This window comes from Microvirga aerilata, from assembly GCF_016743775.1.
Lineage (GTDB): Bacteria > Pseudomonadota > Alphaproteobacteria > Rhizobiales > Beijerinckiaceae > Microvirga > Microvirga aerilata.
The window spans coordinates 127,768-150,027 of the sequence record NZ_JAEQMY010000011.1 but is presented as its reverse complement, the minus strand read 5'-3'; the positions used below and the strand labels follow the sequence as shown (position 1 = coordinate 150,027).

Below are 22,260 nucleotides of genomic sequence, written 5' to 3'. Positions count from 1 at the left end.
AACTTCATCAGGGCCATTCTGTTGTCGAACGCGGGTCACTATTGGCCGCGCTTCGGACAAGGACCATGGCCGTTCACGATCCAGATCTCACCTCCAACGCCCTTGCGGGCGTTCCCGTCATGGACGCCAAGGCGGAGCCGACCCTCAAATACCCGGAGTCCGAGGCTTTCTACGCCGAGGCCCTGCGCGAGCTGAACCAGCTCGGCCTGCCCTTCCTGCTCGCGGGCACCTACGCGCTTTCGGCCTATACGGGCATCACCCGCCCGACGAAGGATCTCGACATCTTCTGCAAGGCCGGCGACTACACGCGGGTGCTGTCCCACTTCAAGGGACTGGGCTACTCCGTGGAGATCGAGGACGACCGCTGGCTCGGCAAGGTCTTCAAGGGCCAGTACTTCTTCGACGTGATTTTCGCCTCCTCGAACGGCACGATGCCCATCGGCGATCCGTGGTTCGAGCATGCGCGCCAGATCGAGGTGTTCGGCTCGCCCGTGCGCATCGTCGGGCCGACCGAACTCGTCTGGTCGAAATGCTTCATCCAGCTGCGCCACCGCTACGACGGCGCCGATGTGGCGCACACGATCCTGAAAGCCCACGACCAGATCGACTGGCACGGGTTGCTCGCCTACATGGAAGTGCATTGGGAGGTGCTGCTCATGCACCTGCTCAACTTCCGCTGGATCTACCCGTCGGAGCGCGACAAGGTGCCGGCCTGGGTGATGGACGAGCTTCTCGACCGGCTCTCGAAGCAACGGGACCTTCCTCCCCCGCAGATGAAGGTCTGCCGCGGGCGGATGTTCTCGCGCATCGATTACGAGATCGACGTCAAGGAATGGGGCTTTGCCGACGTGGGCGGTGAAGGTGAATGGCGGAATGAGTGACGAACAGGAACCCTTGCAGGAATCCTTGCAGAAACCCTTGCACAAACCCTTGAGGATCGCGGCCATCGGCGATCTTCACGTTCGCGAGGACAATGCTGAATCCTATCGCGACCTGTTCGGTGAAATCTCCAGGGAGGCCGATGTGCTCGTGCTTGCCGGCGACCTAACGGATCTCGGCAAGCCGAAGGAAGCGGAGCTCCTGGCGCAGGACCTGAAGGCCTGCTCGATTCCCGTCGTCGGCGTGCTCGGCAACCACGATTACGAATGCGGCGCACACGAAGAGGTGGCGCACATTCTGCGCGAGGTGGGCATGAAGGTGCTCGACGGGCAATCCGTCGAGATCGACGGCGTGGGCTTCGTCGGCGTGAAGGGCTTTGCCGGCGGCTTCGGGCGGCGCATGCTGGGCTCCTTCGGCGAGCCGGCCATCAAGCAGTTCGTCAACGAGACCATGAACGAGACGCTGCGGCTCGAGAACGCCATGCGCCAGGTGCGCGCCAAGCGCTCCATGGTGATCCTCCATTACGCGCCGATCGCCGAGACCATCGAGAGCGAGCCGCTGGAGATTTATCCGTTCCTCGGCTCGTCGAGGCTCGCCGAGACCATCGACCGCTTCAAGGTCAACGCCATCGTGCACGGCCATGCGCATCGGGGCCGCTTCGAGGGGCGCACGCCGGGCGGCCAGCCGGTCTACAATGTGGCCAAGCACATCGAGAAGCCGACCGGAAAGCCCTACGCCATCCTGGAGATATGAGCCGGCGGCCGAAGCCGTCGGCTCATGGGGTCGGCATCCTCAAAGACGAATGCCCGGATCGGTCGGATTGCCCGGCAGGTAATCGGGCTCGGAGCCCGGCCCCTTGGGGTCTGTGATGCCCGGATCGTTGACCGGATAGGGCGTGCGCGGCCCCGTCGGTCCCGTATCCGGCTCCTCGTCGGGGAACGATCCCGGCGGCACTTCGCTCGGGATGTTGCCCCCTGGCAAAGGCTCGTTCGTCGGCACTCCTGGATTGACCATCGTGTCTTCCTCAATCTGTTAAGCCGTGACTGGGTCAACCGGCCCATACGGAAGGGGTTCCGGCCTGGGGCCGTGCGGAACACCTCCCCGGCTCATCCGTTCCCAGGCTGATCCCAAACAATGGAGAAGTGCCATGCCTGACATCAAACAGGCCAAAATCCTCATCATGGCCACCGATGGCTTCGAGCAGTCGGAGCTGATGGTCCCGCAGGAAAAGCTCTCGGAGGCCGGTGCGACGGTCGAGGTCGCGGCCCCGAAATCGCGCATGAAGTCCGGCAAGATCTACGGCTGGGACGAGAACGACTGGGGCAAGACGGTTTCCGTCGACAAGGACATCGAGGACGTGGATCCGGCGGACTACGACGCGCTCGTGCTGCCGGGCGGGCAGATCAATCCGGACAAGCTGCGCGTGGAGCCGAAGGCCATCGAGATCATCCGCGCCTTCTACGCCTCGGGCAAGACGGTGGCGGCCATCTGCCATGCGCCGTGGCTGCTCACCGAGGCCGGCGTGATCAAGGGCCGGCAGTGCACGTCCTATCACTCGATCAAGACCGACGTGATCAATGCGGGAGGCCAGTGGCGCGACGAGACGGTGGTCACCGATCACGGCCTCATCACCAGCCGCAACCCAGGCGACCTCGATGCCTTCGTGGCCAAGATCATCGAGGAGGTGCGCGAGGGCTCCCATGCGGGCCGGCGCGAAGCGGCGGAGTAAGTTTTCTCGACCTCTGAGGCTGCTCGGGCGACCGGGTGAGGCCTCTTCGTCATGATCTTACTCGGTCGTCATGGAACCCTCCACGTCATGGCCGGGCCTGTCCCGGCCATCCCGACACGGAACGGCGCAGCGTCTCAGACAAGCGGGATCACCTGCACAAGGCCGGCGACCACGCGAGGAGGCTGATGGACCTTTATGAGTGATCTTCTCAGGACATGAAAAAAGCGGCCGGTGAGAACCGGCCGCTTTCGTATTCGGATGGGTGAGGCGTTGTTAAGCCTGCTGGATCGCCGAGATCTTCCACGAGCCGCCCTGATCGCGGCGGAAGGTCCAGAGCTCGGTGGCTTCCTCGATCTTCGTCGGGTCGCCCTCGACCACCTTGCCCGTGGCCTTGTCGAGCATCACGTCGGTGATCGCAAAGCGCATGGCGACGGTGGCGTAGTCCGTGGCGCCCTCGCGCCAGGCCTCGGCCAGGTCGCCCTGGTTCAGGCTCACGTTCGACAGCTTGTTCACGACGCCGCGGGAGGTGTTGTCGTTGAGCTCCTCCTGGATGTAGCCGGCCATCTCGGGGGTCGCCAGCGTCCAGAGCTTGGCGACATCCTGGCGCGAATAGGCGTCCTGCATCTCGACCAGGCCACGCTCGAACTCGGCGTAATCCCGCTCACCGATGCCGATCTCGTCGCGCACGCCGGGGCGGCGCTGCGCCCCTTGCGGCTGCGCGCCCTTGGCCATCCCGCCGAGCGCGCCGCCAAGGGCACCGCCCAAGCCGCCGCCAAGACCACCACCGAGCCCGCCACCGAGCCCGCCTGCCATGCCGCCCGTTGCGGGGCGTCCACCGGTCGGCGGCACGCTGCCGCCCATGGTGGAGCGGGCATAGCCGTCACCCGAGCCCGCATAGGCCGGCTGCTGGCGCCGGTTGCGGAACCACTTCATGGCGAAGGACACCAGCAGGACCACGAGGCCGATCTGCAGCAGAAGGCCGAAGATGGAAGCCAGGCCCGCGAGCCCGCCGAAGAAGCCGTTGCCCATGAGCATGCCGAGCAGGCCCGCGCCGAAGAGGCCGGCCATGAGGCCCGTGCCGAAGCCGAAGCGGCGCGGCTGCGCCACGTTCGGGGCGGGTGCGCCCGGACGGGTCACGTTGGGGCCTTGGTTCGGGATCTGAGAGCGCTGAATCGGGGCAGCCGCATCCGGCGCCGTCCTGGTTGCCGGCGGAGGCGTGTAGGTGCGCGAGCCGCGCGAGCCGAAGCCGCCGCTTCCCCGCCCGACGCGAGCTTCGGCCGCGCTGCCGGCAAGGACCAGAGCGGTCGCCAGGGCGATCATCACGCGGCTTCGGCGAGAAGCAAGGTTCATCATCGGTTTGTTTTCATCCCTTGGAGCACGATGCTCTTGAGAGATAATGTGGTGATGCCGTGAGGGTTGCGAAAGGGCTCGGCCGTTCGATTTTCGTCTAAGGCCGGTCCGGCAAATCCAGCCCGGCACCGTCATCCCGGGGCCGCTGAAGCGGAGCCCGGGATCCATGAACACGACGTTTTCAGGAAAGAGCGAGCAGCGTTGCGCCTCGCCCTGTCATCCCGCCGGTGCGGGGATGACAGGGCGAGAATGACATTGGGGGCTCAGAGCCTCAGTGTCCCTTGGCCTGCTTCAGCCCGTCGATGCGCTTCGAGGCTTCGGCCTTGTCGAGATCCGGGTCGAAGGCCTCCGGCTTGTGGGCCTGCTCGGACAGGGTCTTGAGGTAGGACGCCTGGGCCCCCGTCATGGGCTCGTCGCCGGTCACCCAATCGGCCGGGTCCTTGATCTGGTTGTCGGACGGATCGGGATTGGTCTTCGGATTGGATGCCTCTGCGGAATCCTTGTGGTGCTTGGAAGAACCCGTCGAGGCTTTACCGTTCGTCGTCATGGGAGACTCCTATTGTTCTAGTTTTGTTCTTTCAGGAGAACACCCTTTCAGGGCATTGGTTCCTCAGGGAAAGACGGATTACTCCACCGGACTCATCCCCGTTATCCACAGATCCCGCCCTCGACTTGCCGCCAAGCTTATGTTCTTGCTTTGTTCATTGTACGCGAAGCGGATGGATGGCGATGCGCAAGCCCACGGGCCTGGAGCGGCTTTATGTCGACTTCGATTCCTTCTTCGCCAGCGCCGAGCAGCACCTCCGGCCCGCTCTCCGGGGCAGGCCCGTCGGGGTCATTCCGGTCGATTCCGAGCACACGGGCCTCATCGCCGTCAGCCGCGAGGCCAAGGCGCTCGGCCTCAAGCGCGGCACCTATGTTCGCGACGCCCGCAGGCAATGCCCCGGCCTCGTCCTGGTGACGGCCCGGCACGAGCTTTATGTGGAGCTGCACCGGGCCATCATAGCGGCTATCGAGACCGTGGTCCCGGTCAAGGCCGTGTGCTCCATCGACGAGATGGTCTGCGCCCTTCTGCCGTCCGAGCAGGCCCAGGCGCTGGCGGTCGGCAGGCGCGTGAAGGAAACCATCGCCCGCGATATCGGCCCTACCCTCACCTGCTCGGTGGGCCTCGGCCCCAACGATCTTCTCGCCAAGATCGCGGCCGAGATGGAAAAGCCCGACGGCCTCGTGGCCCTCGGCCCGGACAGCCTGCCGGGTCCCCTGCTGGCCCTGAGCCTGACCGACATTCCCGGCATTGCCAAGGGCAATGCGGCCCGGCTCGCCCGCGCGGGCGTCTGCGACATGGCCGCCCTCCTGCGGCTTCAGCCCAAGGAGATGCGCCGGCTCTGGGGCAGCGTCGAGGGGGAGCGGCTTTGGATGGGGCTTCACGGCTACACGGTGGAGCGGCCCGAGACGCGCCGGCGCATGTTCGGCCACGGGCGCGTTCTTCCCGCCGAGTGGCGCTCGCTCGACGGCGCCTACGCGGCTGCCCGGGTTCTTCTGGCGAAAGCGGCCAGCCGCATGCGCCGGTCCGGCTTCTCGGCCCGGGCGCTCGCCCTTTGGCTCACCGACCGGCACAGCGCCGGCTGGTACGGGGAGGAGCGGTTCGGGCCGACCTGGGACGACCCTTCCCTACTGGCCTCGCTCGCCCGCCTCTTCCTCCACGCCGAGCGCGAGAGCATGAGCCGCAGCCGCAGCGTCCACATCGCCCTGCACGATCTGGTGCCCTTGTCCGACATCGAGGGGGATCTGTTCGACCACACGGCGCAGGCGCAGCTCAAGCACCGCCTGGAATCCCTGTCCGTGATCGCCGACCGGCTCAACGCCCACCACCGCAAGACGCTCCTGCATTGGGGGCCGCTGGTCACGATCCCCGGAGGCTATGCGGGCGCGAAGATCGCCTTCAACCGCATTCCCGACGCGGAGGATTTTTGAGATTTGAACAAAGTATCATTGCTCGGCAAATGGACGAATGGCACGTTGGGCCTATTGGCCGCTTCAGCCCGTACTGGAGAAGCTGCTTCTGAAGGGCCCTCAATGACCAAACGTGCAATCATTCCGCCTGAATTTCGAACGACAGCCGAACAATTGAAAATGTCCCCCGCCGTTGTGTCCGGCGACCATGTTTTTCTGACAGGCGTCACAGGCAGCGATGCACGGGGGCAGATGCCGGATGATGCGGAAGCTCAAATCAGAACCGCTTTTGAGAAGATCGGATGCGTTTTGCGCGCGGGCGGCCTGACATTTCACTCCATCGTCGAGATGACGACCTATCATATGGGGCTGCGGGATCATTTCGATCTCTTCAACTCCATTCGTCTCGAATACCTGAATGAACCTTATCCAGCTTGGACGGCGGTTGAAGTCGCAGGTCTCAGGCGTGAGGGGGCGATCGTCGAGATCCGTGTGATCGCTTATTCTGAGCCTCGTGATTGAGGCTTTGAACCTGGACTGGTCGTAACAGCCCTTGGGATCGATGCGTCCTGCCTTCAGCAGTCCCTTGGCATCATGTTCTTGGCGCCCTTGGACGTGAATGCCCGGCGCGAAGCCGGGCATGACGCTGCAGTGACGGGGCGGGTAAGCCTTATGCCGCCTTGGCCTTGGGCTGAACTTCGGACATGTAGTCCTCCATCAGCACCTTGGTCATGTTGCCGGGCTTGTAGGTGTGGGGGCCGATCTCGGACACGGGGGTCACTTCCGCGGCCGTGCCGGTGATGAAGCTTTCGTTGAAGCTCGGGAGTTCGTCCGGCATGATCCGGCGCTCCGCCACCTCGAAGCCGCGGCGCTTGGCGAGATCGATCACCGTGCGGCGCGTGATGCCGTCGAGGAAGCAGTCGGCCATGGGCGTATGCACCACGCCGTCGCGGATGAAGAACACGTTGGCGCCCGTGCATTCGGCCACGCGCCCCTGCCAGTCGAGCATCAGCGCGTCGGCATAGCCCTTGCGCTCCGCCCTATGCTTGGAGATGGTGCAGATCATGTAGAGGCCCGCAGCCTTCGCCTCGGAAGGCGCGGTCGCCGGATCGGGACGGCGGTACTCCGCCATGTCGATGCGGATGCCCTTCATCTTCTGGGCCGGGTCGAAATAGCTCGGCCACTCCCAGGACGCGATGGCGAGGTGGATCTTGTTGTCCTGGGCGGCCACGCCCATCATCTCCGATCCGCGCCAGGCGACAGGGCGCAGATAGGCGTCCTTCTGGCCGTTCTTCTCCAGAACGAGGCGCTTGGCGGCGTCGATCTCGGCCGCCGTGTAGGGGATCTCGAAGTCGAGGATCTGGGCCGACTTCTTGAGGCGCTCCGAGTGTTCGGTGCACTTGAAGATCTCGCCCCCATAGGCGCGCTCGCCTTCGAACACGGAGGATCCGTAGTGCAGCCCGTGCGAGAGCACGTGAAGCTGGGCGTCCCTCCAAGGTACGATCTGCCCGTCGTACCAGATCCATCCATCACGTTGATCGAAGGGGGTCGCGGACATCATCTATCTCCTTGGCTATCGGCCTTTGCGGCTGCCGGGGCCGTGTAATTTCCGGCTTGCTTCCACATGATTTCGATTTCATTCATTTCGCGGAAGCGGCTTGACGAGTAACAATCGTCCTGAGATATGTCAACAAGGCTGACATAAAATTTGGGACACGGATGGTGCCTGACGCAATCCCGGCTTTGAAGACCCAGCAACCCGGCAAGGATCCCGGCAAGGATCCTGGCAAGGACATCCTGGCCGAGCTGCCGGCCTACGACCTCATCGAACTGTTCTTCTTCGCCTATCGCGACTTCGTCAGCGATCCGGACAGGATCCTGGACGAATACGGCTTCGGGCGGGCCCATCATCGGGTCCTGCACTTCGTCAGCCGCCAGCCGGGGCTGACCATCGCGGAGCTTCTGGACATCCTGAGGATCACGAAGCAGAGCCTCAATCGCGTCCTGAAGGAACTCCTGGAGAAGAACTTCATCGAAAGCCGGACGGGCACCTCTGACCGGCGCCAGCGGCTTCTCTTCGCCACCGCCCAGGGCCACGAACTCGCCCTGAAGCTCGCCAAGCTGCAGACCCGGCGCATCATGCGGGCCTTGTCCGAGATGGAGCCGGAGGCCAAGGAGCTGGTGAGCGGCTATCTCCTGCGCCTCATCGACCCGGACGACACCGCCCATGTGAAGCAGCTCGTGTTCGGCCCCAAGGAGACCCACAAGGAGACCTGATCGCGCAAACCTGATAAAGCAGGGTCCGACACAAGAAGCCTGGCGCCCCATGGATGCACGCATCGACATTCCCGACCATGCCCCGCACGTACTCGTGGTGGACGACGACCGCCGCCTGCGCGACCTCCTCACCCGCTTCCTCACGGAGAACGGCTACCGGGTGACCGCCGCCGGCAGCGCCGCGGAGGCGCGGGCGAAGGCGGGCAACTTCGTCTTCGACGCCCTGGTGCTCGACGTGATGATGCCGGGCGAGAGCGGGTTCGACTATGCCCGCAGCCTGCGCGAGCACTCGCAGGTGCCGATCCTGATGCTGACGGCTCGCGCCGATACGTCGGACCGGGTGACCGGGCTCGAGATCGGCGCGGACGACTACCTGTCCAAGCCCTTCGAGCCGCGCGAGCTGCTGCTGCGCCTCGGCAACATCCTCAAGCGCGCGGCGCCCGTGGCGGGCGCGCCGGGCGGGGATGCGCCGGAGACCATCCATTTCGGCCCGTTCTCGTACCGCTTCGACCGCGGCGAGCTGCGGCGCGGGGACGAGGTGGTGCGCATCACCGAGCGGGAGCGCGAGATCCTCACCATTCTCGGCACCCAGGCCGGAGGCCACGTGCCCCGCGAGGCGCTCGCCGGCAACGGGATCGCCGCCAACGAGCGCACGGTGGACGTGCAGATCAACCGCCTGCGGCGCAAGATCGAAACCGATCCGGCCAACCCGCTCTTCCTGCAGACCGTGCGCGGCATCGGATACCGCCTCGTGACCGACCGATGAAAATCGGCGCGACCCTGCGTTACTCCCCTCTCGACCATGCCGGGCGCTGGCTCAGCCGGTATCTGCCGAAGGGCCTTTACGCCCGGGCGCTCATCATCATCATCGCGCCGGTGATCCTGCTGCAATCGGTCGTGGCTTATGTGTTCATGGAGCGGCATTACGAGCTCGTGACGCGCCGCCTGTCCTCGGCGGTGACGGCGGATATCGCGGCCCTCATCGACATCTATGAGAGCTACCCGCAGGATCAGGACACCACGGTCTTGTCCCGCATCGCGTCCGAGCGCCTGCAGCTCGACGTGGACATCCTGCGCGACACGGACCTGCCGCCCCCGGGGCCGAAGCCGTTCTTCTCCATTCTCGACGAGACCCTGTCCAACGAGCTGCGCCGCCAGATCGACCGTCCCTACTGGATCGACACGGTGGGGCGCTCGAACTACGTGGAGGTGCGCGTCAAGCTCGACCAGCGCGACGTGATGCGGATCCTGGCGCGGCGCAGCCAGGCCTATGCGTCCAACTCGCATATCTTCCTCGTGTGGATGGGCGGCTCCTCCTTTGTGCTGCTCGGCATTGCCATCCTGTTCCTGCGCAACCAGATCAGGCCCATCCTGCGCCTTGCGGAAGCCGCCGAAGCGCTCGGCAAGGGACGCGAGATCGAGTTCCGCCCGCGCGGTGCGCGGGAGGTGCGCCAGGCGGGCCATGCCTTCATGGAGATGAAGCGGCGCATCGAGCGCAACATCGAGCAGCGCACCACCATGCTCAACGGCGTCAGCCACGACCTGCGCACCATTCTCACGCGCTTCAAGCTGTCGCTGGTGTTCCTCGATCAGACCCCCGAGGTGGAGGATCTCAAGCGCGACGTGGACGAGATGAGCCGGATGCTCGAAGGCTACCTGGCCTTTGCCCGCGGCGACGGGGGCGATGCGGGCGAGCAGGCGGTTGCGACCGATCTGCGCCAGCTGCTGGAAGAGGTGCAGGCGGACGCCGAACGCCAGGGCCATGTGACGGAACTCGACATCGTCGGCGACCCGATCATCACGGTCCGGCCCGACGCCTTCCGCCGGCTTCTCTTCAACCTGGTCTCCAATGCGGCCCGGCACGGGGACAGGATCGAGATCACGGCCAACCACGAAACGCGCTGGCTCGTTCTGCATGTGGACGACGACGGGCCGGGCATTCCGGCAAACCTGCGCGAGGAGGTGTTCAAGCCCTTCGTGCGCCTGGACGAGGCCCGCAACCAGGACGAGGGCGGCTCAGGGCTGGGTCTCGCCATCGCCCGCGATGTCGCCCGCTCCCACGGCGGCGACATCGTGCTCGGCGACAGCCCGCTCGGGGGCTTGCGCGCAACGGTGCGGCTGCCGGCCTAGTGCCTCGACAGATCGTCATCCTGGGCGGCGAAGCCGCTCCGGGAGCGCGAGCAGAACGAAGCGCGGAGACTCAACCCTATCATTCCCGGCCGGAGCGTAGCGAAGAGGAAGGGAATCCATAACCGCTGACGACGCCAGGATGAAGCATCGTCAGCGGTTATGGATTCCGGGCTCCGCTTCGCGGCCCCGGAATGACAGTGCTAGGCTGGTTTGCGTCAAGCCTAATACAGCCTTCCGCCCACCGGCACGTCCCGGTCGGGTCGGATCAGCATGACGTTGCCGTCCGCATCCGGTACCCCCAGGGTCAGAACCTCCGACAGGAACGGCCCGATCTGGCGCGGCGGGAAGTTCACCACCGCCATGACGAGCGATCCGACGAGGTCGTCCGGCGAGTGGTTCACCGTGATCTGCGCCGACGAGCGCCTGGTGCCGATCTCGGGCCCGAAATCGATGGTGAGCTTGAAGGCGGGCTTGCGCGCCTGCGGGAACGGCTCCACGGCGGTGACCCGGCCGACGCGGATGTCGACCTTCAGGAAGTCGTCGAAGGCGATCTGCGGTACTGCCGAATTCGTCTGATCCATCGTGCCCCCTGATCGATAGTTCTAGATGGCCGCCGCGGGATTGTCCGCATCCCCGTCGCCGGTGCGGCGCGTGTCCCGGCGGGACGACCGGCGGCCTTGCATGAAGGCGCGCCCGACGGCCCGCAGGGGCGCGCTCAGGCGGCGCAGGTCCTCGGCACCCTCCAGGATGCGCTCGCCCCGGCGCAGTTCCCGGTCGAGCCGCGCCATGGTTCTGGCAAGGGTCGGATCGTCGTCGTCGAGCCAGGTGCGCATGGTGTTGGCATAGACCAGAACCGCGCCCTGGAGCTTCAGGGCTCCGAGCGGCCCTTCCGTGCTGATGCCCGCGGCAGCCAGCATGAAGCGCTGGGAATTGAGCGATACCTGGTTGAGGGCCGCCAGCGACGCGGGGTCGTAGCGCAGATCCTGCGAGATCCGCCGCAGGGCGGTTTTATAAGGCTCGAGCGCATCGAAACGGCGCATCAGCACGTCGAAGATGCGCTCCCGCGCGGGCTCGCCGGCAAGATCTTCGGTCGTTCCCTCGAGCACCTGCCGGTCGACCTGTCGCGACAGGGCGCCCAGCACCGCTCCCTTCGACGGAAACAGATCGCGGAACTCGGCCAGCGACACGTGTGCGGCCTTCGCCACGTCGTTGATCTCGATCTCGTGCCAGGCTCGCTTTGCCGCGAGATCCATGAGGGCCTCGACGATTGCCTTGCGCTTATCCGTTGGAGCTTCTGCCGTCACGATAAACCTCCTGAACACCAATTTTCAGGACTTGATATAGGTGCTCGCAGCCCGATCCCCATGCCGGTCAGCCGGCGAGTTCCTCCGCACGCCGCTTTGCCGCAGCCACCGCGGCGCGCATGAGCGCCTTCAGGCCGTTCGGTTCCGCCATGAGAACCTCGAGGGCCGCCGCCGTGGTGCCGCCCGGCGAGGTCACGTTCTGCCGGAGCGTTGCAGGCGGCAGCTCGCTCTGGAACAGCAGCTCGCCCGCCCCGGTCACGGTGGCCCGGGCAAGGCGCTGCGCCAGGTCGGCCGGCAGGCCGGCGGCGGCGCCGGCCTCGGCCAGGCATTCCACGAGGTGAAACACATAGGCCGGGCCGGAGCCCGACACGGCCGTCACCGCGTCGATCAGGTCCTCGGACGGGAGCCATTCGACGATGCCGTTGCTGCTGAGCAGCGCGTGGGCCATGAGCCTCTGCGCCTCGCTCACCCGCTCGTTGACGGCGGCTCCCGTGGCGCCGCGCCCGATGCTAGCGGGCAGGTTCGGCATGGCGCGCACGACGGCGCCGGCAGCGGGAAGCCGGCCCAGCAGATCGCCGATGGTCTTGCCCGCGAGAATGGAGATGATCAGGGTGTTGGGCCCGAGCCAGCCGTTCAGGGCGGCTGCGGCCTCGTCCAGCATCTGCGGCTTGATCGCCAGCACCAGCACATCGGGAGCAGCCGGGCTCGCAGGGTTCAGGGCGATGCCCTTCTCCCGGCAGAACCGGGTCATGTCGTCGGACGGTTTCGGATCGAGAACGGTAACGCCCTCAGGCCTCATGCCGACCTTCAGCCAGCCCTCCAGCATGGAGCCGCCCATCTTGCCGGCTCCGACGAGTACCAGGGACGACGGCAGGTGCGAGGGGCTGGACAGCATGGCAGATCCTGACAGGTGGGAAGTGGAAGGAATTGTCTATCAACTTCCAGCTCGCCCTGTCGAGGCGCTCGTCAAAGCTCTAGGCCGAGCCCTCGGTTTCGAACAGGACGCTGTCGAGGGCTTCGCGGGCCGACTTGCCGGCCCAGATCACGAATTGGAACGCCTGGAAATACCGCTCGCAGGCCTCGACGGCCACGCGCAGCATGGTCTCGCACTGACCGTCGGTGGGATCCGCGCCGCCCGCCAGCAGGAGGGCATGGCGGAACATCACCACGCTCTCGGTGCTCCACAGGTCGAAATGCCCGACCCAGAGCTGCTCGTTGATGTAGGAGATGAGCTGCAGCACCTCCTGGCGCCGCCGCTCGGGAACCTTGAGGTCGAAGGCGCAGGCCATATGCAGGGCCTCCACATCCTCGATCCAAGTAAACGCAACGTCGTAATCCGCCCAGCGGCCCGATACGGACACGGACATCTCGTCCGCTTCCGCCCGGTCAAAGATCCAGTGCCGCAGGGACGCAAGCCGCTCAACGACGTCGAGGGGATGTTCCGATCGGTCTACTTCAAGATGAATCTGCGACATGTGGATCCAAGAAGCTCGCTTGCCTGAATATGGTAAACACATCCAGCCAACACCATTGCGTCCATTCGAGTTATATTTGGAAGGCTCTTCCGGAATACCTTGGATATTCGGAAGTCCTGCCGCCTCAGCCTCGAATCGGCTCGTGATTCACAGTGTTAGATTTCAGCCTTGGCCACAATGCGTTTGGCTCACCTGTCCACAACAGGAGCCCTGCCCCCGGCGCAGGCTGGCCGCCCGCTCAGGTCAGGGCGCGGCGGTGCCCGCGCTGCCGGCGGGGGAGAGCTTCGCCTCGAGCTCCTTCACCCGAGCCTCCAGCCGCTCGTTCTCCTCGCGAGCCGCAACCACCATCTCCCGCAGGACCTCGACCTCCTCGCGGGTGGCCACGTCCATGTCCTTGATCAGGCGCTCGAACTGGCTGCGGACCACGGTCTCGACCTCCCTGCGGACCCCCTGCGCCGCGCCGGCAGCGTCAGTGGCGAAGCGGGCGAGTTCGTCGAAAATCCGATTGGAAGATTGGGTCATGGGTGCAAAGTCCACAGCGTGCGGCGGGCCTCTTCAGCCCTGGAACGCCACATGTGGGCGCATTCGCCACAAACTGCAACAGGGTTGACGATCCAGGCCTCAAGGGTCCAATGGCAGGGCGTTCGATCAGGGCCCCCTCATGCCGCTCTCCTTCCCCATCATCGATCCGGTCGCCATCGCCATCGGCCCCATCGCGATCCGCTGGTATGCGCTTGCCTATGTGGCGGGCCTCCTAGGCGGCTGGTTCTATGCCAAGCGCCTTGCGGCCAGAGCCGATCTCTGGGGCTCCCTGCGCCAGCCGAAGCCCATCGACGTGGACGATCTGATCGTGTGGGTCGCCCTCGGCGTCGTCCTGGGAGGGCGCGTCGGCTACGTGTTGTTCTACAACCTGGGCTCCTATCTCTCGCAGCCCTCGGAAATCTTCGCCATCTGGCGCGGCGGCATGTCGTTTCACGGCGGCTTCCTGGGCGCCATCCTGGCCATCGTGCTCTTTGCCCGCTCCCGCCGGCTCAATCCGCTGGCCATGCTCGACATGGCCGCCGTGGTGACGCCCATCGGCCTGTTCTTCGGGCGCATCGCCAATTTCATCAATGGGGAGCTGTGGGGCCGCCCCGCACCCGATTTCCCCTATGCGGTGGTCTTCCCTCATGCGGGCCCCGAGCCCCGGCATCCGAGCCAGCTCTACGAGGCCCTGGGCGAAGGACTGATCCTGTTTATCGTCATGGCCTTCGCGGCGCGCCGGTTCGGCTTTCGCAGGCCCGGCCTCCTCGGCGGCATCTTCGTGCTCGGCTATGCGGTCGCCCGCATCGTCTGCGAGTTCTTCCGCGAGCCCGACGCCCAGCTCGGCTTCCTCTTCGGCTCTTCCGTTCAGGCGCTCAGCGGGGGCATCACCATGGGCATGCTCCTGTCGATTCCCATGGCGCTCGTCGGAGCAGGCGTCATCGTGATGGCCGCGCGCGGGCTGACGCGGCCCTCGGCACCCGCCGCCGAGGCCGCGTGAAGCGTCTCGCGAACACGATGCGCGAGATGATCGCCCAGGAGGGGCCGATCACCGTCGAGCGCTACATGAGCCTGTGCGTCCGGCATTACTACGCCACGCGGGATCCCCTGGGAGCTGCGGGCGATTTCACCACGGCTCCCGAAATCAGCCAGATGTTCGGGGAGCTGATCGGCCTCTGGATGCTGGAAGTCTGGAACGCCATGGGCCGCCCGGCCCCCTGCCGGCTCGTCGAGCTGGGTCCGGGGCGCGGCACCCTCATGGCGGACCTGCTGAGGGCGACGAGGCTCCTGCCCGACTTCAAGGCTGCCGCATCCGTGCATCTTGTCGAGACGAGTACCTCTTTAAGGCAGCGGCAGCAGGCGATGCTTGCCCCCTTGGGCTTTTCCGTTGAATGGCACGACCGGCTGGAGGACGTGCCGCCGGGCCCGACCCTGCTCGTCGCCAACGAATTCTTCGACGCCCTGCCCGTTCGCCAGTTCGTGGCGACCGAGCGCGGCTGGTGCGAGCGGCTGGTGGGCCTCGAGGGCGAGTGCCTGATCTTCGGGCTCAGGCCCGAGCCGGAGCAGGCCCTCGGCAATCCGCTGCGCCTTGGCGATGTTCTCGAATGGCCCGCCGCCTCGGTCGATCTCATGGGCAGCCTTGCCAGGAGGCTCGCGCTGGATACGGGCGCGGCCCTGATCGTGGACTACGGCTATTGGGGCCCCGCCTTCGGGAACACGCTGCAAGCGGTGAAAAAGCATGCTCCTGTGGACCCGCTGGACGAGCCGGGAGAGGCTGACCTGACCACCCATGTGGACTTCCAGCGTCTGGCCCATGCCGCCTCGCAGCAGAACGTGCGCCTCCACGGCATGGTCCCGCAGGGCAGTTTTCTCGAGATCCTCGGCCTCGGGGCAAGGGCCTCCGCCCTGAAAGCCCGCGCAACGCCCGCGCAGGCGGATGAGATCGACAAAGCCCTCGCGCGCCTGACGGAACGAGGTCCGAAGGGCATGGGGGAGCTGTTCAAGGTCATAGCCCTTACACACGAGGGGCTTGAAGCCGTCCCCGGATTGCCCGCCCTTTCGTCTTTTTCATGAGATCCTGGAAGCCATGTTCATCGAAGCGCCCACTCTCGCCTCCCTTCCCCAAGTTCGCCACGCTTTCTTCACCCGGCAGGGCGGCGTGTCGGACGGGATCTATGCTTCGCTCAACGGCGGGGTCGGCTCGTCCGACGAGCCGGCAAGGGTGCAGGAGAACCGTCGCCGCATGGCAGAGGCGCTAGGCGTTGCGCCAGGTGCCCTGATCAGCGTCCATCAGGTTCATTCGCCGGACGCGGTTCTCGTTGAAGGCTCCTGGACGGGCGAGCGCCCGAAGGCAGACGCCATGGTGACGGCGGTGCCGGGCCTGGCGCTGGGCATCACCACGGCCGACTGCGGCCCGGTTCTGTTTGCCGACCCTGGCGCTCGCGTGATCGGCGCGGCCCATGCGGGCTGGCGCGGGGCCGTGACGGGGGTGCTCGAATCCACTCTCGAAGCCATGGAGCGGCTCGGCGCCCGGCGCGAGGCGACCATCGCGGTCCTTGGTCCCACGATCAGCCAGAAGGCCTATGAGGTCGGCCCTGATTTCATCGAACGCTTTACGAAGGAGGCCGCCGGCTTCGAGCACTTTCTCGGGCAGGCGGAAAAGCAAGGGCACGCCATGTTCGATCTTCCAGGCTTCATCGGCGCCCGCCTGAACGCGGCAGGAATCGGCGCGTTCACCGATCTCGGGCTCTGCACGTATTCGGACGAGGAGCGGTTTTACAGCTACCGCCGCACCACTCACCGTAAGGAGCCCGATTACGGCCGCCTGATCTCGGCCATCGTGCTCACTCCTTGATGCCGGCCACGTCCGGGGTTTCCCAGGCAAGATGCTGACCGCCGTCGACGGCGATCATCTGGCCCGTGACGCTGCGGGCGCCGGCCAGATAGAGCACCGCGTCGGCGATCTCATCCGGCGTTCCGCCATGGCCGAGAGGCACGGCGCTGCTCTGCTTGGCAAAGTCGTCATCGCCCTGGCGCACGTTCGACAGGGTGGGACCGGGACCGATGGCGTTCACGCGGATGCGCGGGGCAAGGGCCTGGGCCATGGTCTGCGTCGCGGTGAACAGGGCGGCCTTCGTCAGGGTGTAGGAGAAGAACTGCGGCGTCAGCTTCCAGACGCGCTGGTCCACGATGTTGATGATGCACCCTTCCCGATCCGCCGGCAGTTGATGCGCGAAGTCGCGCGCCAGGAAGGCCGGTGCTCGCAGGTTGACGGCAAAGTGCCGGTCCCATCGATCCTGCGACAGGGTCTCCACCTCGTCCGGCTCGAATTCCGAGGCGTTGTTGACAAGGAGCGTTAAGGGACCGAGCGCCCGCACCGCATCCCCGACCAAACGCCCGACGGCGTCCGCATCCGCCAGATCGCCCTGGACGATGGCCGCCCTGCCGCCGCTCCCCCGAATGTCGGCAGCGATCCTCTCCGCCTCATCGGCCGAGCGGCGGCAGTGGATGGCCACCGCATATCCCTCACGGGCCAGACGTTCGACGAGCTTTCGGCCGATCCGCTGGGCACCGCCGGTAACGAGAGCCGCTTTATCCATATTTTCCTCACAGATCGTCATCAAGTGGCGTCAGCTAGGCCGGCCGAACAAGAAAATGACATTTTTTCGCTCCGCCGTCGAACAAATGGCCAAGCTCCGCGTTGGGGACTCCAGCGATGCCAAAGGGGAATTGCACGCACAATGCCGCCACAATCCTGCCACAGCTCTTCTTGGCTGCTGTGGTTGTCAGGTCACAGCCCTCGACCGGTTGTCGCTCTATAAACGTATAGTGCCCGGCCCGATCCCACGGATTGGCGGATCAGGCTGGCATGACATCGATTAGGAAAGAGAAACCATGAAGAAGATTCTTCTCGCCAGCGTCGCTCTCTTCGGCTTCGCCGGAGCTGCCTCCGCTGCGGACCTCCCGATGCGCTCCGCTCCCCCGGCTCCGATCGTGGCGGCTGCTCCGATCTTCACCTGGACCGGCTTCTACGTCGGTGTGAACGCCGGCTATGGCTGGAGCAACGACGACTTCGACGCATTCGACGCAGCCGATGTGGATGACGACGGCGGCTTCGTGGGCGGCGCCCAGGTTGGTTACAACTACCAGATCGGCTCCTTCGTGGTCGGTCTCGAAGGCGACATCCAGTACGCCGACTTCGGCGCCGAGGGTGCGTTCGACTTCGACGGCGACGGCGATGACGACACGTTCGAGAGCAGCGACTGGTTCGGCACGGTGCGTGCTCGCGCCGGTGTGGCCTTCGGCCAGGCTCTGATCTACGCCACCGGTGGTTTCGCCTTTGCTGACGACGCCAACGGCTGGACCGTCGGTGGTGGTCTCGAGTACGCCTTCACCAACAACCTGTCGGCCAAGATCGAAGGCCTGTATGTCAACTTCGAGGAAGATGACATTGCCGGCTTCGAGATGGAAAACGACTTCGGCGTCGTGCGCGCTGGTCTGAACTTCCGCTTCGGCACCTACTAAGATCCGTCTCTCCCGAGACAGAAAAGGCCCGGAGAAATCCGGGCCTTTTTTATTTACGGCGTCACCCGGGTCTTGGCGAAGGCCGGGACGCGGGCTTCGAAGTCGGCAAGCCATGCCACCAGCCCGGGATGGCTCTCCCGCCACCGTCCGCCAAAGCGAAGATCCAGATAGCCCAGGGCGCAGGCAAGAGCGATCTGGCCGATGTGCAGCTTCTGGCCGGGGGTCGACAGGTGGGCTTCCGCATGGGCGAGGCCGCGCCGCACCTTGTCCGCCTGGTGCTCGACCCATTTCGCCTCATGCCTGTCCGCCGGCCGGAAGCGGTTCTCGTAAACCTGGAGCAGGGCCGCATCCATAATCCCGTCCGCCAGAGCCTGATCGCGCAACGCGGCGAACCTCTCCTCGCCGCCCGGGACGACCTGCCCGCCTCCCGCCAGGTGATCCAGGTACTCCACAATGACGCGCGAGTCGTAGAGCACCTCGCCGCTCTCCAGGATCAGGGCCGGGATCTTGCCCAGGGGATTCTGCTGGCGAATGGAGTCTTCCGGGTTCAGGGTATCCGAATCGACGATCTGGATCCGATCGGACAGGCCGAGGATCGATGCCGAGAGTTTGACCTTCCGGCCGAAGGGTGACGCGGGCGAAGAGCGAAGAACGAGCATAGTGTGAATCCTGTCGATGAGACTGGCAGGATTCATGGACGCCCGGGGCTCAAGCGGCAATCGGTTTTATGGAGGCGGCCCGAAGGCTTCACAGCGATAAGCGCCATAGCCGCCCCGCGACAGCCGTTCGGCCAGGGCCGGCAGGAGCGTTTCCGCTTCCTGCTGCAGGGACCAGGGCGGGTTGAGGACGAAGAGCCCGCTGCCGTTGAGCCGGGTCGGATCGCGCGGATCGTCCACATAGAGCTCGAGGCGCAGTCCGGGACGCGGACTCTCCTGGTGCAGCCTTGCCGCAACAGCATCGACGGACCCGACATCCTTGACCGGATACCAGCCGGCATAGACGCCCGTCGGCCACTTCCTGAGAGCAGCAATCAGTTCGGTGCCGAGGCGCTCCAGTTCATTCGGTTTCTCGTAAGGCGGATCGATCAGCACAAGGCCCCGCTTCTCCTTCGGCGGGATCAGGGCATGAAGCGCCGTCCAGCCGTCGAGGTGCATCACCTTGAGGTTCGCGACCTCGTTGAAGGCCTCGCTCAGCACCGCATGGTCGGCCGGATGCAGCTCCACGAAGACCCCCCGGTCCTGCCGCCGCAGGACCTCGCGCACGATGGCCGGCGAACCGGGATAGGCGGTGTCGCCATGCCTTGCGCGCACATCCGCGATCACCCTCCGATACGGCGCGAGGATCTCCTCCACCTCGGGCGCGAAGGCCTCGTCCAGGCGCCCGATCCCTTCGGCCCACTCCCCCGTCCGCCCCGCTTCGTCGCCGGCAAGGTCGTAGAGGCCGATCCCCGCATGGGTGTCGATGACGCGAAGCGGCGTGTCCTTGCGCTGGAGATAGGCCAGGATCCGCACCAGAAGGGCGTGTTTCATGACGTCGGCGAAGTTGCCGGCGTGAAAAGCATGACGATAGTTCATGGTCGTCCTATCGGACCGCCGGGACCGTGATCTCGCCCGAGCGGCAGCCGTCGCGATCGACCTCGGGGCACTGGCGGAACCCCCGGAGATCCTTGTCGAGGCAGATGCGTACTTCCTGGAAGATCCGCCGTCCACAGGAAACCGAAATCATGTCGGCGCGCAGGCCCGGATTGCTGCCGATGAAGGCTCCCTCGATCTCGCTTGGGAGCACCTTGGACCTGCTGTCCAGGACCTTGAGGCTGTCGGGGATGCGCACGAGATCCCGAGCCCGCCGGACCGCCCGGAAATAGCCGCTGGGCGTTTCGCCCGTGCAGGTTCCGTGCTTGCGCCACTGGTAACGGGCCAGATTGTCGTCGGGAAAGAGACCCTGGCTTTCCGCGATGGAGGTCTGCGGCACGAAGCGTCCGCCGGGCTCGCAGAAGCTGGGATAGCCCTGCTCCCTCTGCGGCCAGAGGCCATGGGTCACGAAGCCAAGGCCGCTGCCGCTGCTGCATTGCTGGCTCCGGCTGCCGCTGTTCTCACAGAATCCGGGCGACCAGGACAGGGCCAGCACATAGAAGTCGAACTGTCCCATGGGCGCGCCTCTCGTCTCCCGGGGAGATTGGGCCGCAGACGGGAGGGAGAGAAGGCAGGCGCCCGCGAAGGCCAGGCACCGGCGCAGGATCAAGGAGCGGCCTGCTTGCAATGGGGCGCGTAGGCATAGTGGCGGTCGAGGCCGTCCACGCAGGCTTCCGTATCCCAGCCGATGCCGATGAAGCCCAGATCCTCGCGGATCGAGAAGTTGATCTTCCGCTTGTAGCCGTCGGACACGATCACGGTGCCCGTGCAGAAGCGGCGGGGAATGTAGTCGAGGCCCCAGGGACGCCATGCCACCTGCTGAACCCTTTCGAAGCCCACAATCTTGAGATTGGAATTCCAGAACCGGTATTCCTTGTTCTCGAAGTTCGAGCTGATGTCCTGAAGCACCGAAGGATCGGCGCAGGCAGGGAGCGATGCGTCGAAGGGTTCCTCGCGCCGCTCCGCCGGGTTTATCTCGCGGGCAAGCGCCGGTGCGCTCAACAGCATGCAGGAGATAAAAGCCGCCAGCCACTTCATTCGGATGCTCCAACAGATCTTCGGTCTTTATAACGTCGACCATGTGGGCGAAGCCTAAGAAGGTCAAGGCTCCGCTTGCGGTTTAATAGATCCCGTGGCTGTTCAGCACCATCGGCTCGCCTGTCCGAGGGCGCCCGCTGGCCGGTGGAGCATAGGTCTGTTCCGGGGAGCGGCTCAGGGGGCGCAGCGGCTGGGCATAGGGCTGCGATGGCAAAGCCCGCGACGAACCCGCGCTCTGGCCCGGCAGGTCGGCCACATATCCATTGGCAGCCGGATAGCGCGGTGACGGAGGCTGAGACACAGGGGCGGATACGGCAGGCGGAGCCAGGGGAGCCCGCATGGACGAAGCCGGCGCTGCGGGGGCATAGGCCTCCCCTTCCGGCACATCCTGCTCCAGATCCACGGACGGCAGATCGCCGGATGCGGCGACGCTTTGAATAACCTCGCGGCTCCGCTCGGGATCGATCCGGGGCGTGAACTTGAGTAGCGGCTTGCAGATGCGCCGCACGCCGCGGGGATCATGCCGGGCCAGATCGATGTGCAGGTGATCGTAATGGAAGGCATCCGATCCCGGGCCCAGAACGGTCGTGAAATAGCGGCAGGCGCCGATGAAGGCCTCCCGCAGGAACTCCTGCTCGTCGGAGGCGCCCTTCCATCCTTTCACGACGGAGATCTCCCGCCCATCCGCAAGGACGAAGCCCATGACGTCGAGAGCATTGCCGAAGGAGTGCTCGGAGAGCTTGGCGCCCCTCTGGTTGTTGCGGGGGCGGCAGGAGTAGGACCCGGCCTTCAGATCGGCTAGGGGAACGCCGAAATACATGAGAGCTGCGGGCTTCACGATCTCTTCGAGCCAGGTGTCGATGCGCGGAATGATCGGACAGGCCAGGGTGACCTTCGATTTCAGCCCCACCTCACCATTGGTAAAGGCCGAGACCTTGAAGGGGTAGTCCATCCCGCAGACGCCGGGGCCCTCGATCTTGGAGGACAAGGCCATATAGGCCGAGGGCTGCACGAGGCGTTGCGACAGGCACGCCTCCTCGGCCTGCGCGCGCCAAGGCTCGCGCTGCTCGAAACGGAACAGTCCGCAACCGGTAAGCCCAAGCCCGACGAGCGATAGGGCGAAAAACGCAACAAACCCATGACGCATGATCGGCACGCTAAGGCAGGCCCGTAAACATCCCGTCAACGGAAGAGCAAGCTGCGGCGCCAAAGAGCGATTCGCCTCGATCGCTGGGTTATTCCCGCAGTTATCCGATGGGTAAGGCGGTGCGACACAATAGAGCAGGAACTATTTTCGCGCACGGCATCAGGGGATAAGTTTGGAATAAAAACAACAGGTTAACCTTTCATTAACCATTTCTTGAAGCGGATGGGCCGGCTGCTTCGCCCGGGCAAGGAGCTTCTCAGGAACCCGCAGGTTTGATAGCCTACCTCTCTATTCAGATAGG

27 protein-coding genes are annotated in these 22,260 nt (G+C 65.2%); 12 read left to right on the top strand and 15 right to left on the bottom strand.

Going from position 1 to position 22,260, the window contains the following annotated elements; translation table 11 throughout:
* Positions 1 to 65 precede the first annotated feature (65 nt).
* Together JKG68_RS10395 and JKG68_RS10390 are read left to right on the top strand one after the other, a co-directional pair.
* The gene (locus JKG68_RS10395) at positions 66 to 881 is read left to right on the top strand and encodes a nucleotidyltransferase family protein (RefSeq protein WP_246515284.1); all 816 of its coding nucleotides are present in this window, start codon (positions 66 to 68) and stop codon (positions 879 to 881) included.
* Positions 874 to 1,632 carry a metallophosphoesterase family protein gene (locus JKG68_RS10390; RefSeq protein ID WP_202058993.1) on the top strand — a complete coding sequence of 253 codons (759 nt, stop codon included), beginning with the start codon at positions 874 to 876 and terminating at the stop codon, positions 1,630 to 1,632. The genes JKG68_RS10395 and JKG68_RS10390 overlap by 8 nt, the downstream gene beginning before the upstream one ends.
* 39 nt (positions 1,633 to 1,671) lie before the next feature.
* Here the strand turns inward: JKG68_RS10390 and JKG68_RS10385 are convergent, their stop codons facing one another.
* Entirely contained in the window at positions 1,672 to 1,893 is a 222-nt protein-coding gene (locus tag JKG68_RS10385; RefSeq protein ID WP_202058988.1) for a hypothetical protein, read from the bottom strand.
* A 133-nt stretch (positions 1,894 to 2,026) separates the two neighbouring features.
* Between JKG68_RS10385 and JKG68_RS10380 the strand changes: the two genes are divergently transcribed.
* A complete protein-coding gene (locus tag JKG68_RS10380) occupies positions 2,027 to 2,608 on the top strand; it encodes a type 1 glutamine amidotransferase domain-containing protein (RefSeq protein WP_202058987.1) in 582 nt (193 codons plus the stop codon).
* Positions 2,609 to 2,881: 273 nt separating this feature from the next.
* Here the strand turns inward: JKG68_RS10380 and JKG68_RS10375 are convergent, their stop codons facing one another.
* Positions 2,882 to 3,961, bottom strand: a complete 1,080-nt coding sequence (locus tag JKG68_RS10375; RefSeq protein WP_202058985.1) for a Tim44 domain-containing protein — start codon at positions 3,959 to 3,961, stop codon at positions 2,882 to 2,884.
* Between the two features lie 268 nt (positions 3,962 to 4,229).
* Positions 4,230 to 4,505 carry a DUF3072 domain-containing protein gene (locus JKG68_RS10370; protein WP_202058983.1) on the bottom strand — a complete coding sequence of 92 codons (276 nt, stop codon included), beginning with the start codon at positions 4,503 to 4,505 and terminating at the stop codon, positions 4,230 to 4,232.
* Between the two features lie 182 nt (positions 4,506 to 4,687).
* On the opposite strand from JKG68_RS10370, the gene JKG68_RS10365 reads away from it, so the two are divergent.
* Together JKG68_RS10365 and JKG68_RS10360 are read left to right on the top strand one after the other, a co-directional pair.
* Positions 4,688 to 5,932 carry a Y-family DNA polymerase gene (locus tag JKG68_RS10365; protein WP_202058981.1) on the top strand — a complete coding sequence of 415 codons (1,245 nt, stop codon included), beginning with the start codon at positions 4,688 to 4,690 and terminating at the stop codon, positions 5,930 to 5,932.
* A 102-nt stretch (positions 5,933 to 6,034) separates the two neighbouring features.
* Complete coding sequence (locus tag JKG68_RS10360) at positions 6,035 to 6,433, top strand: RidA family protein (protein ID WP_202058979.1); 399 nt, start codon at positions 6,035 to 6,037, stop codon at positions 6,431 to 6,433.
* Between the two features lie 148 nt (positions 6,434 to 6,581).
* On the opposite strand, the gene JKG68_RS10355 is transcribed toward JKG68_RS10360, so the two are convergent.
* Complete coding sequence (locus JKG68_RS10355) at positions 6,582 to 7,469, bottom strand: branched-chain amino acid aminotransferase (protein ID WP_202058977.1); 888 nt, start codon at positions 7,467 to 7,469, stop codon at positions 6,582 to 6,584.
* A 161-nt stretch (positions 7,470 to 7,630) separates the two neighbouring features.
* On the opposite strand from JKG68_RS10355, the gene JKG68_RS10350 reads away from it, so the two are divergent.
* Genes JKG68_RS10350 through JKG68_RS10340 form a run of 3 tightly spaced genes read left to right on the top strand, consistent with a single transcriptional unit; the run spans position 7,631 to position 10,318 of the window.
* Positions 7,631 to 8,188: a MarR family winged helix-turn-helix transcriptional regulator gene (locus tag JKG68_RS10350; protein ID WP_202058975.1), complete on the top strand. Its 558-nt coding sequence runs from the start codon at positions 7,631 to 7,633 to the stop codon at positions 8,186 to 8,188.
* A gap of 49 nt (positions 8,189 to 8,237) precedes the next feature.
* Positions 8,238 to 8,954: a response regulator gene (locus tag JKG68_RS10345; protein ID WP_202058973.1), complete on the top strand. Its 717-nt coding sequence runs from the start codon at positions 8,238 to 8,240 to the stop codon at positions 8,952 to 8,954.
* Positions 8,951 to 10,318 (top strand): ATP-binding protein, encoded by a 1,368-nt coding sequence (locus JKG68_RS10340; RefSeq protein WP_202058971.1) that lies wholly within the window; start codon positions 8,951 to 8,953, stop codon positions 10,316 to 10,318. Before JKG68_RS10345 ends, JKG68_RS10340 begins: the two co-directional genes overlap by 4 nt.
* 221 nt (positions 10,319 to 10,539) lie before the next feature.
* Here JKG68_RS10340 and JKG68_RS10335 read toward each other — a convergent pair whose 3' ends face one another.
* The 5 genes from JKG68_RS10335 to JKG68_RS10315 form a co-directional block, all read right to left on the bottom strand.
* Positions 10,540 to 10,899, bottom strand: a complete 360-nt coding sequence (locus JKG68_RS10335) for a tRNA-binding protein (RefSeq protein ID WP_202058969.1) — start codon at positions 10,897 to 10,899, stop codon at positions 10,540 to 10,542.
* Positions 10,900 to 10,920: 21 nt separating this feature from the next.
* Positions 10,921 to 11,571 (bottom strand): TetR/AcrR family transcriptional regulator, encoded by a 651-nt coding sequence (locus tag JKG68_RS10330; protein ID WP_246515298.1) that lies wholly within the window; start codon positions 11,569 to 11,571, stop codon positions 10,921 to 10,923.
* A 118-nt stretch (positions 11,572 to 11,689) separates the two neighbouring features.
* Complete coding sequence (proC, locus tag JKG68_RS10325) at positions 11,690 to 12,517, bottom strand: pyrroline-5-carboxylate reductase (RefSeq protein WP_202058965.1); 828 nt, start codon at positions 12,515 to 12,517, stop codon at positions 11,690 to 11,692.
* Positions 12,518 to 12,596: 79 nt separating this feature from the next.
* Positions 12,597 to 13,097, bottom strand: coding sequence for a type III secretion system chaperone family protein (locus JKG68_RS10320; protein ID WP_202058963.1), 501 nt, complete (start codon positions 13,095 to 13,097; stop codon positions 12,597 to 12,599).
* Positions 13,098 to 13,340: 243 nt separating this feature from the next.
* On the bottom strand, positions 13,341 to 13,619 hold the full coding sequence (locus tag JKG68_RS10315; protein WP_202058961.1) for an accessory factor UbiK family protein: 279 nt from the start codon (positions 13,617 to 13,619) through the stop codon (positions 13,341 to 13,343).
* Positions 13,620 to 13,758: 139 nt separating this feature from the next.
* Here JKG68_RS10315 and lgt point away from each other — a divergent pair, with 139 nt between their 5' ends.
* The 3 genes from lgt to pgeF are packed head-to-tail and all read left to right on the top strand — an operon-like array spanning position 13,759 to position 16,473.
* Entirely contained in the window at positions 13,759 to 14,619 is an 861-nt protein-coding gene (gene lgt, locus JKG68_RS10310) for a prolipoprotein diacylglyceryl transferase (RefSeq protein WP_202058959.1), read from the top strand.
* Positions 14,616 to 15,692, top strand: coding sequence for a class I SAM-dependent methyltransferase (locus tag JKG68_RS10305; RefSeq protein ID WP_376773128.1), 1,077 nt, complete (start codon positions 14,616 to 14,618; stop codon positions 15,690 to 15,692). The genes lgt and JKG68_RS10305 overlap by 4 nt, the downstream gene beginning before the upstream one ends.
* 13 nt (positions 15,693 to 15,705) lie before the next feature.
* Positions 15,706 to 16,473 (top strand): peptidoglycan editing factor PgeF, encoded by a 768-nt coding sequence (gene pgeF / locus JKG68_RS10300; RefSeq protein WP_202058957.1) that lies wholly within the window; start codon positions 15,706 to 15,708, stop codon positions 16,471 to 16,473.
* On the opposite strand, the gene JKG68_RS10295 is transcribed toward pgeF, so the two are convergent.
* On the bottom strand, positions 16,463 to 17,218 hold the full coding sequence (locus JKG68_RS10295; RefSeq protein ID WP_202058955.1) for an SDR family oxidoreductase: 756 nt from the start codon (positions 17,216 to 17,218) through the stop codon (positions 16,463 to 16,465). The genes pgeF and JKG68_RS10295 overlap by 11 nt on opposite strands.
* Positions 17,219 to 17,513: 295 nt before the next feature.
* Between JKG68_RS10295 and JKG68_RS10290 the strand changes: the two genes are divergently transcribed.
* Positions 17,514 to 18,143, top strand: a complete 630-nt coding sequence (locus JKG68_RS10290) for an outer membrane protein (RefSeq protein ID WP_202058953.1) — start codon at positions 17,514 to 17,516, stop codon at positions 18,141 to 18,143.
* 53 nt (positions 18,144 to 18,196) lie between these two features.
* Here JKG68_RS10290 and JKG68_RS10285 read toward each other — a convergent pair whose 3' ends face one another.
* The 5 genes from JKG68_RS10285 to JKG68_RS10265 all read right to left on the bottom strand — a co-directional run bounded on the left by JKG68_RS10285 (position 18,197) and on the right by JKG68_RS10265 (position 21,959).
* Complete coding sequence (locus JKG68_RS10285) at positions 18,197 to 18,802, bottom strand: glutathione S-transferase family protein (RefSeq protein ID WP_202058951.1); 606 nt, start codon at positions 18,800 to 18,802, stop codon at positions 18,197 to 18,199.
* A 66-nt stretch (positions 18,803 to 18,868) separates the two neighbouring features.
* Positions 18,869 to 19,717 (bottom strand): 23S rRNA (adenine(2030)-N(6))-methyltransferase RlmJ, encoded by an 849-nt coding sequence (locus tag JKG68_RS10280; RefSeq protein ID WP_202058949.1) that lies wholly within the window; start codon positions 19,715 to 19,717, stop codon positions 18,869 to 18,871.
* Positions 19,718 to 19,724: 7 nt separating this feature from the next.
* A complete protein-coding gene (locus JKG68_RS10275) occupies positions 19,725 to 20,384 on the bottom strand; it encodes a ribonuclease T2 family protein (protein WP_202058945.1) in 660 nt (219 codons plus the stop codon).
* On the bottom strand, positions 20,381 to 20,812 hold the full coding sequence (locus tag JKG68_RS10270; protein WP_202058942.1) for a hypothetical protein: 432 nt from the start codon (positions 20,810 to 20,812) through the stop codon (positions 20,381 to 20,383). The genes JKG68_RS10275 and JKG68_RS10270 overlap by 4 nt, the downstream gene beginning before the upstream one ends.
* Positions 20,813 to 20,894: 82 nt before the next feature.
* Entirely contained in the window at positions 20,895 to 21,959 is a 1,065-nt protein-coding gene (locus JKG68_RS10265; protein WP_202058940.1) for an extensin-like domain-containing protein, read from the bottom strand.
* Positions 21,960 to 22,260: the final 301 nt, after the last annotated feature.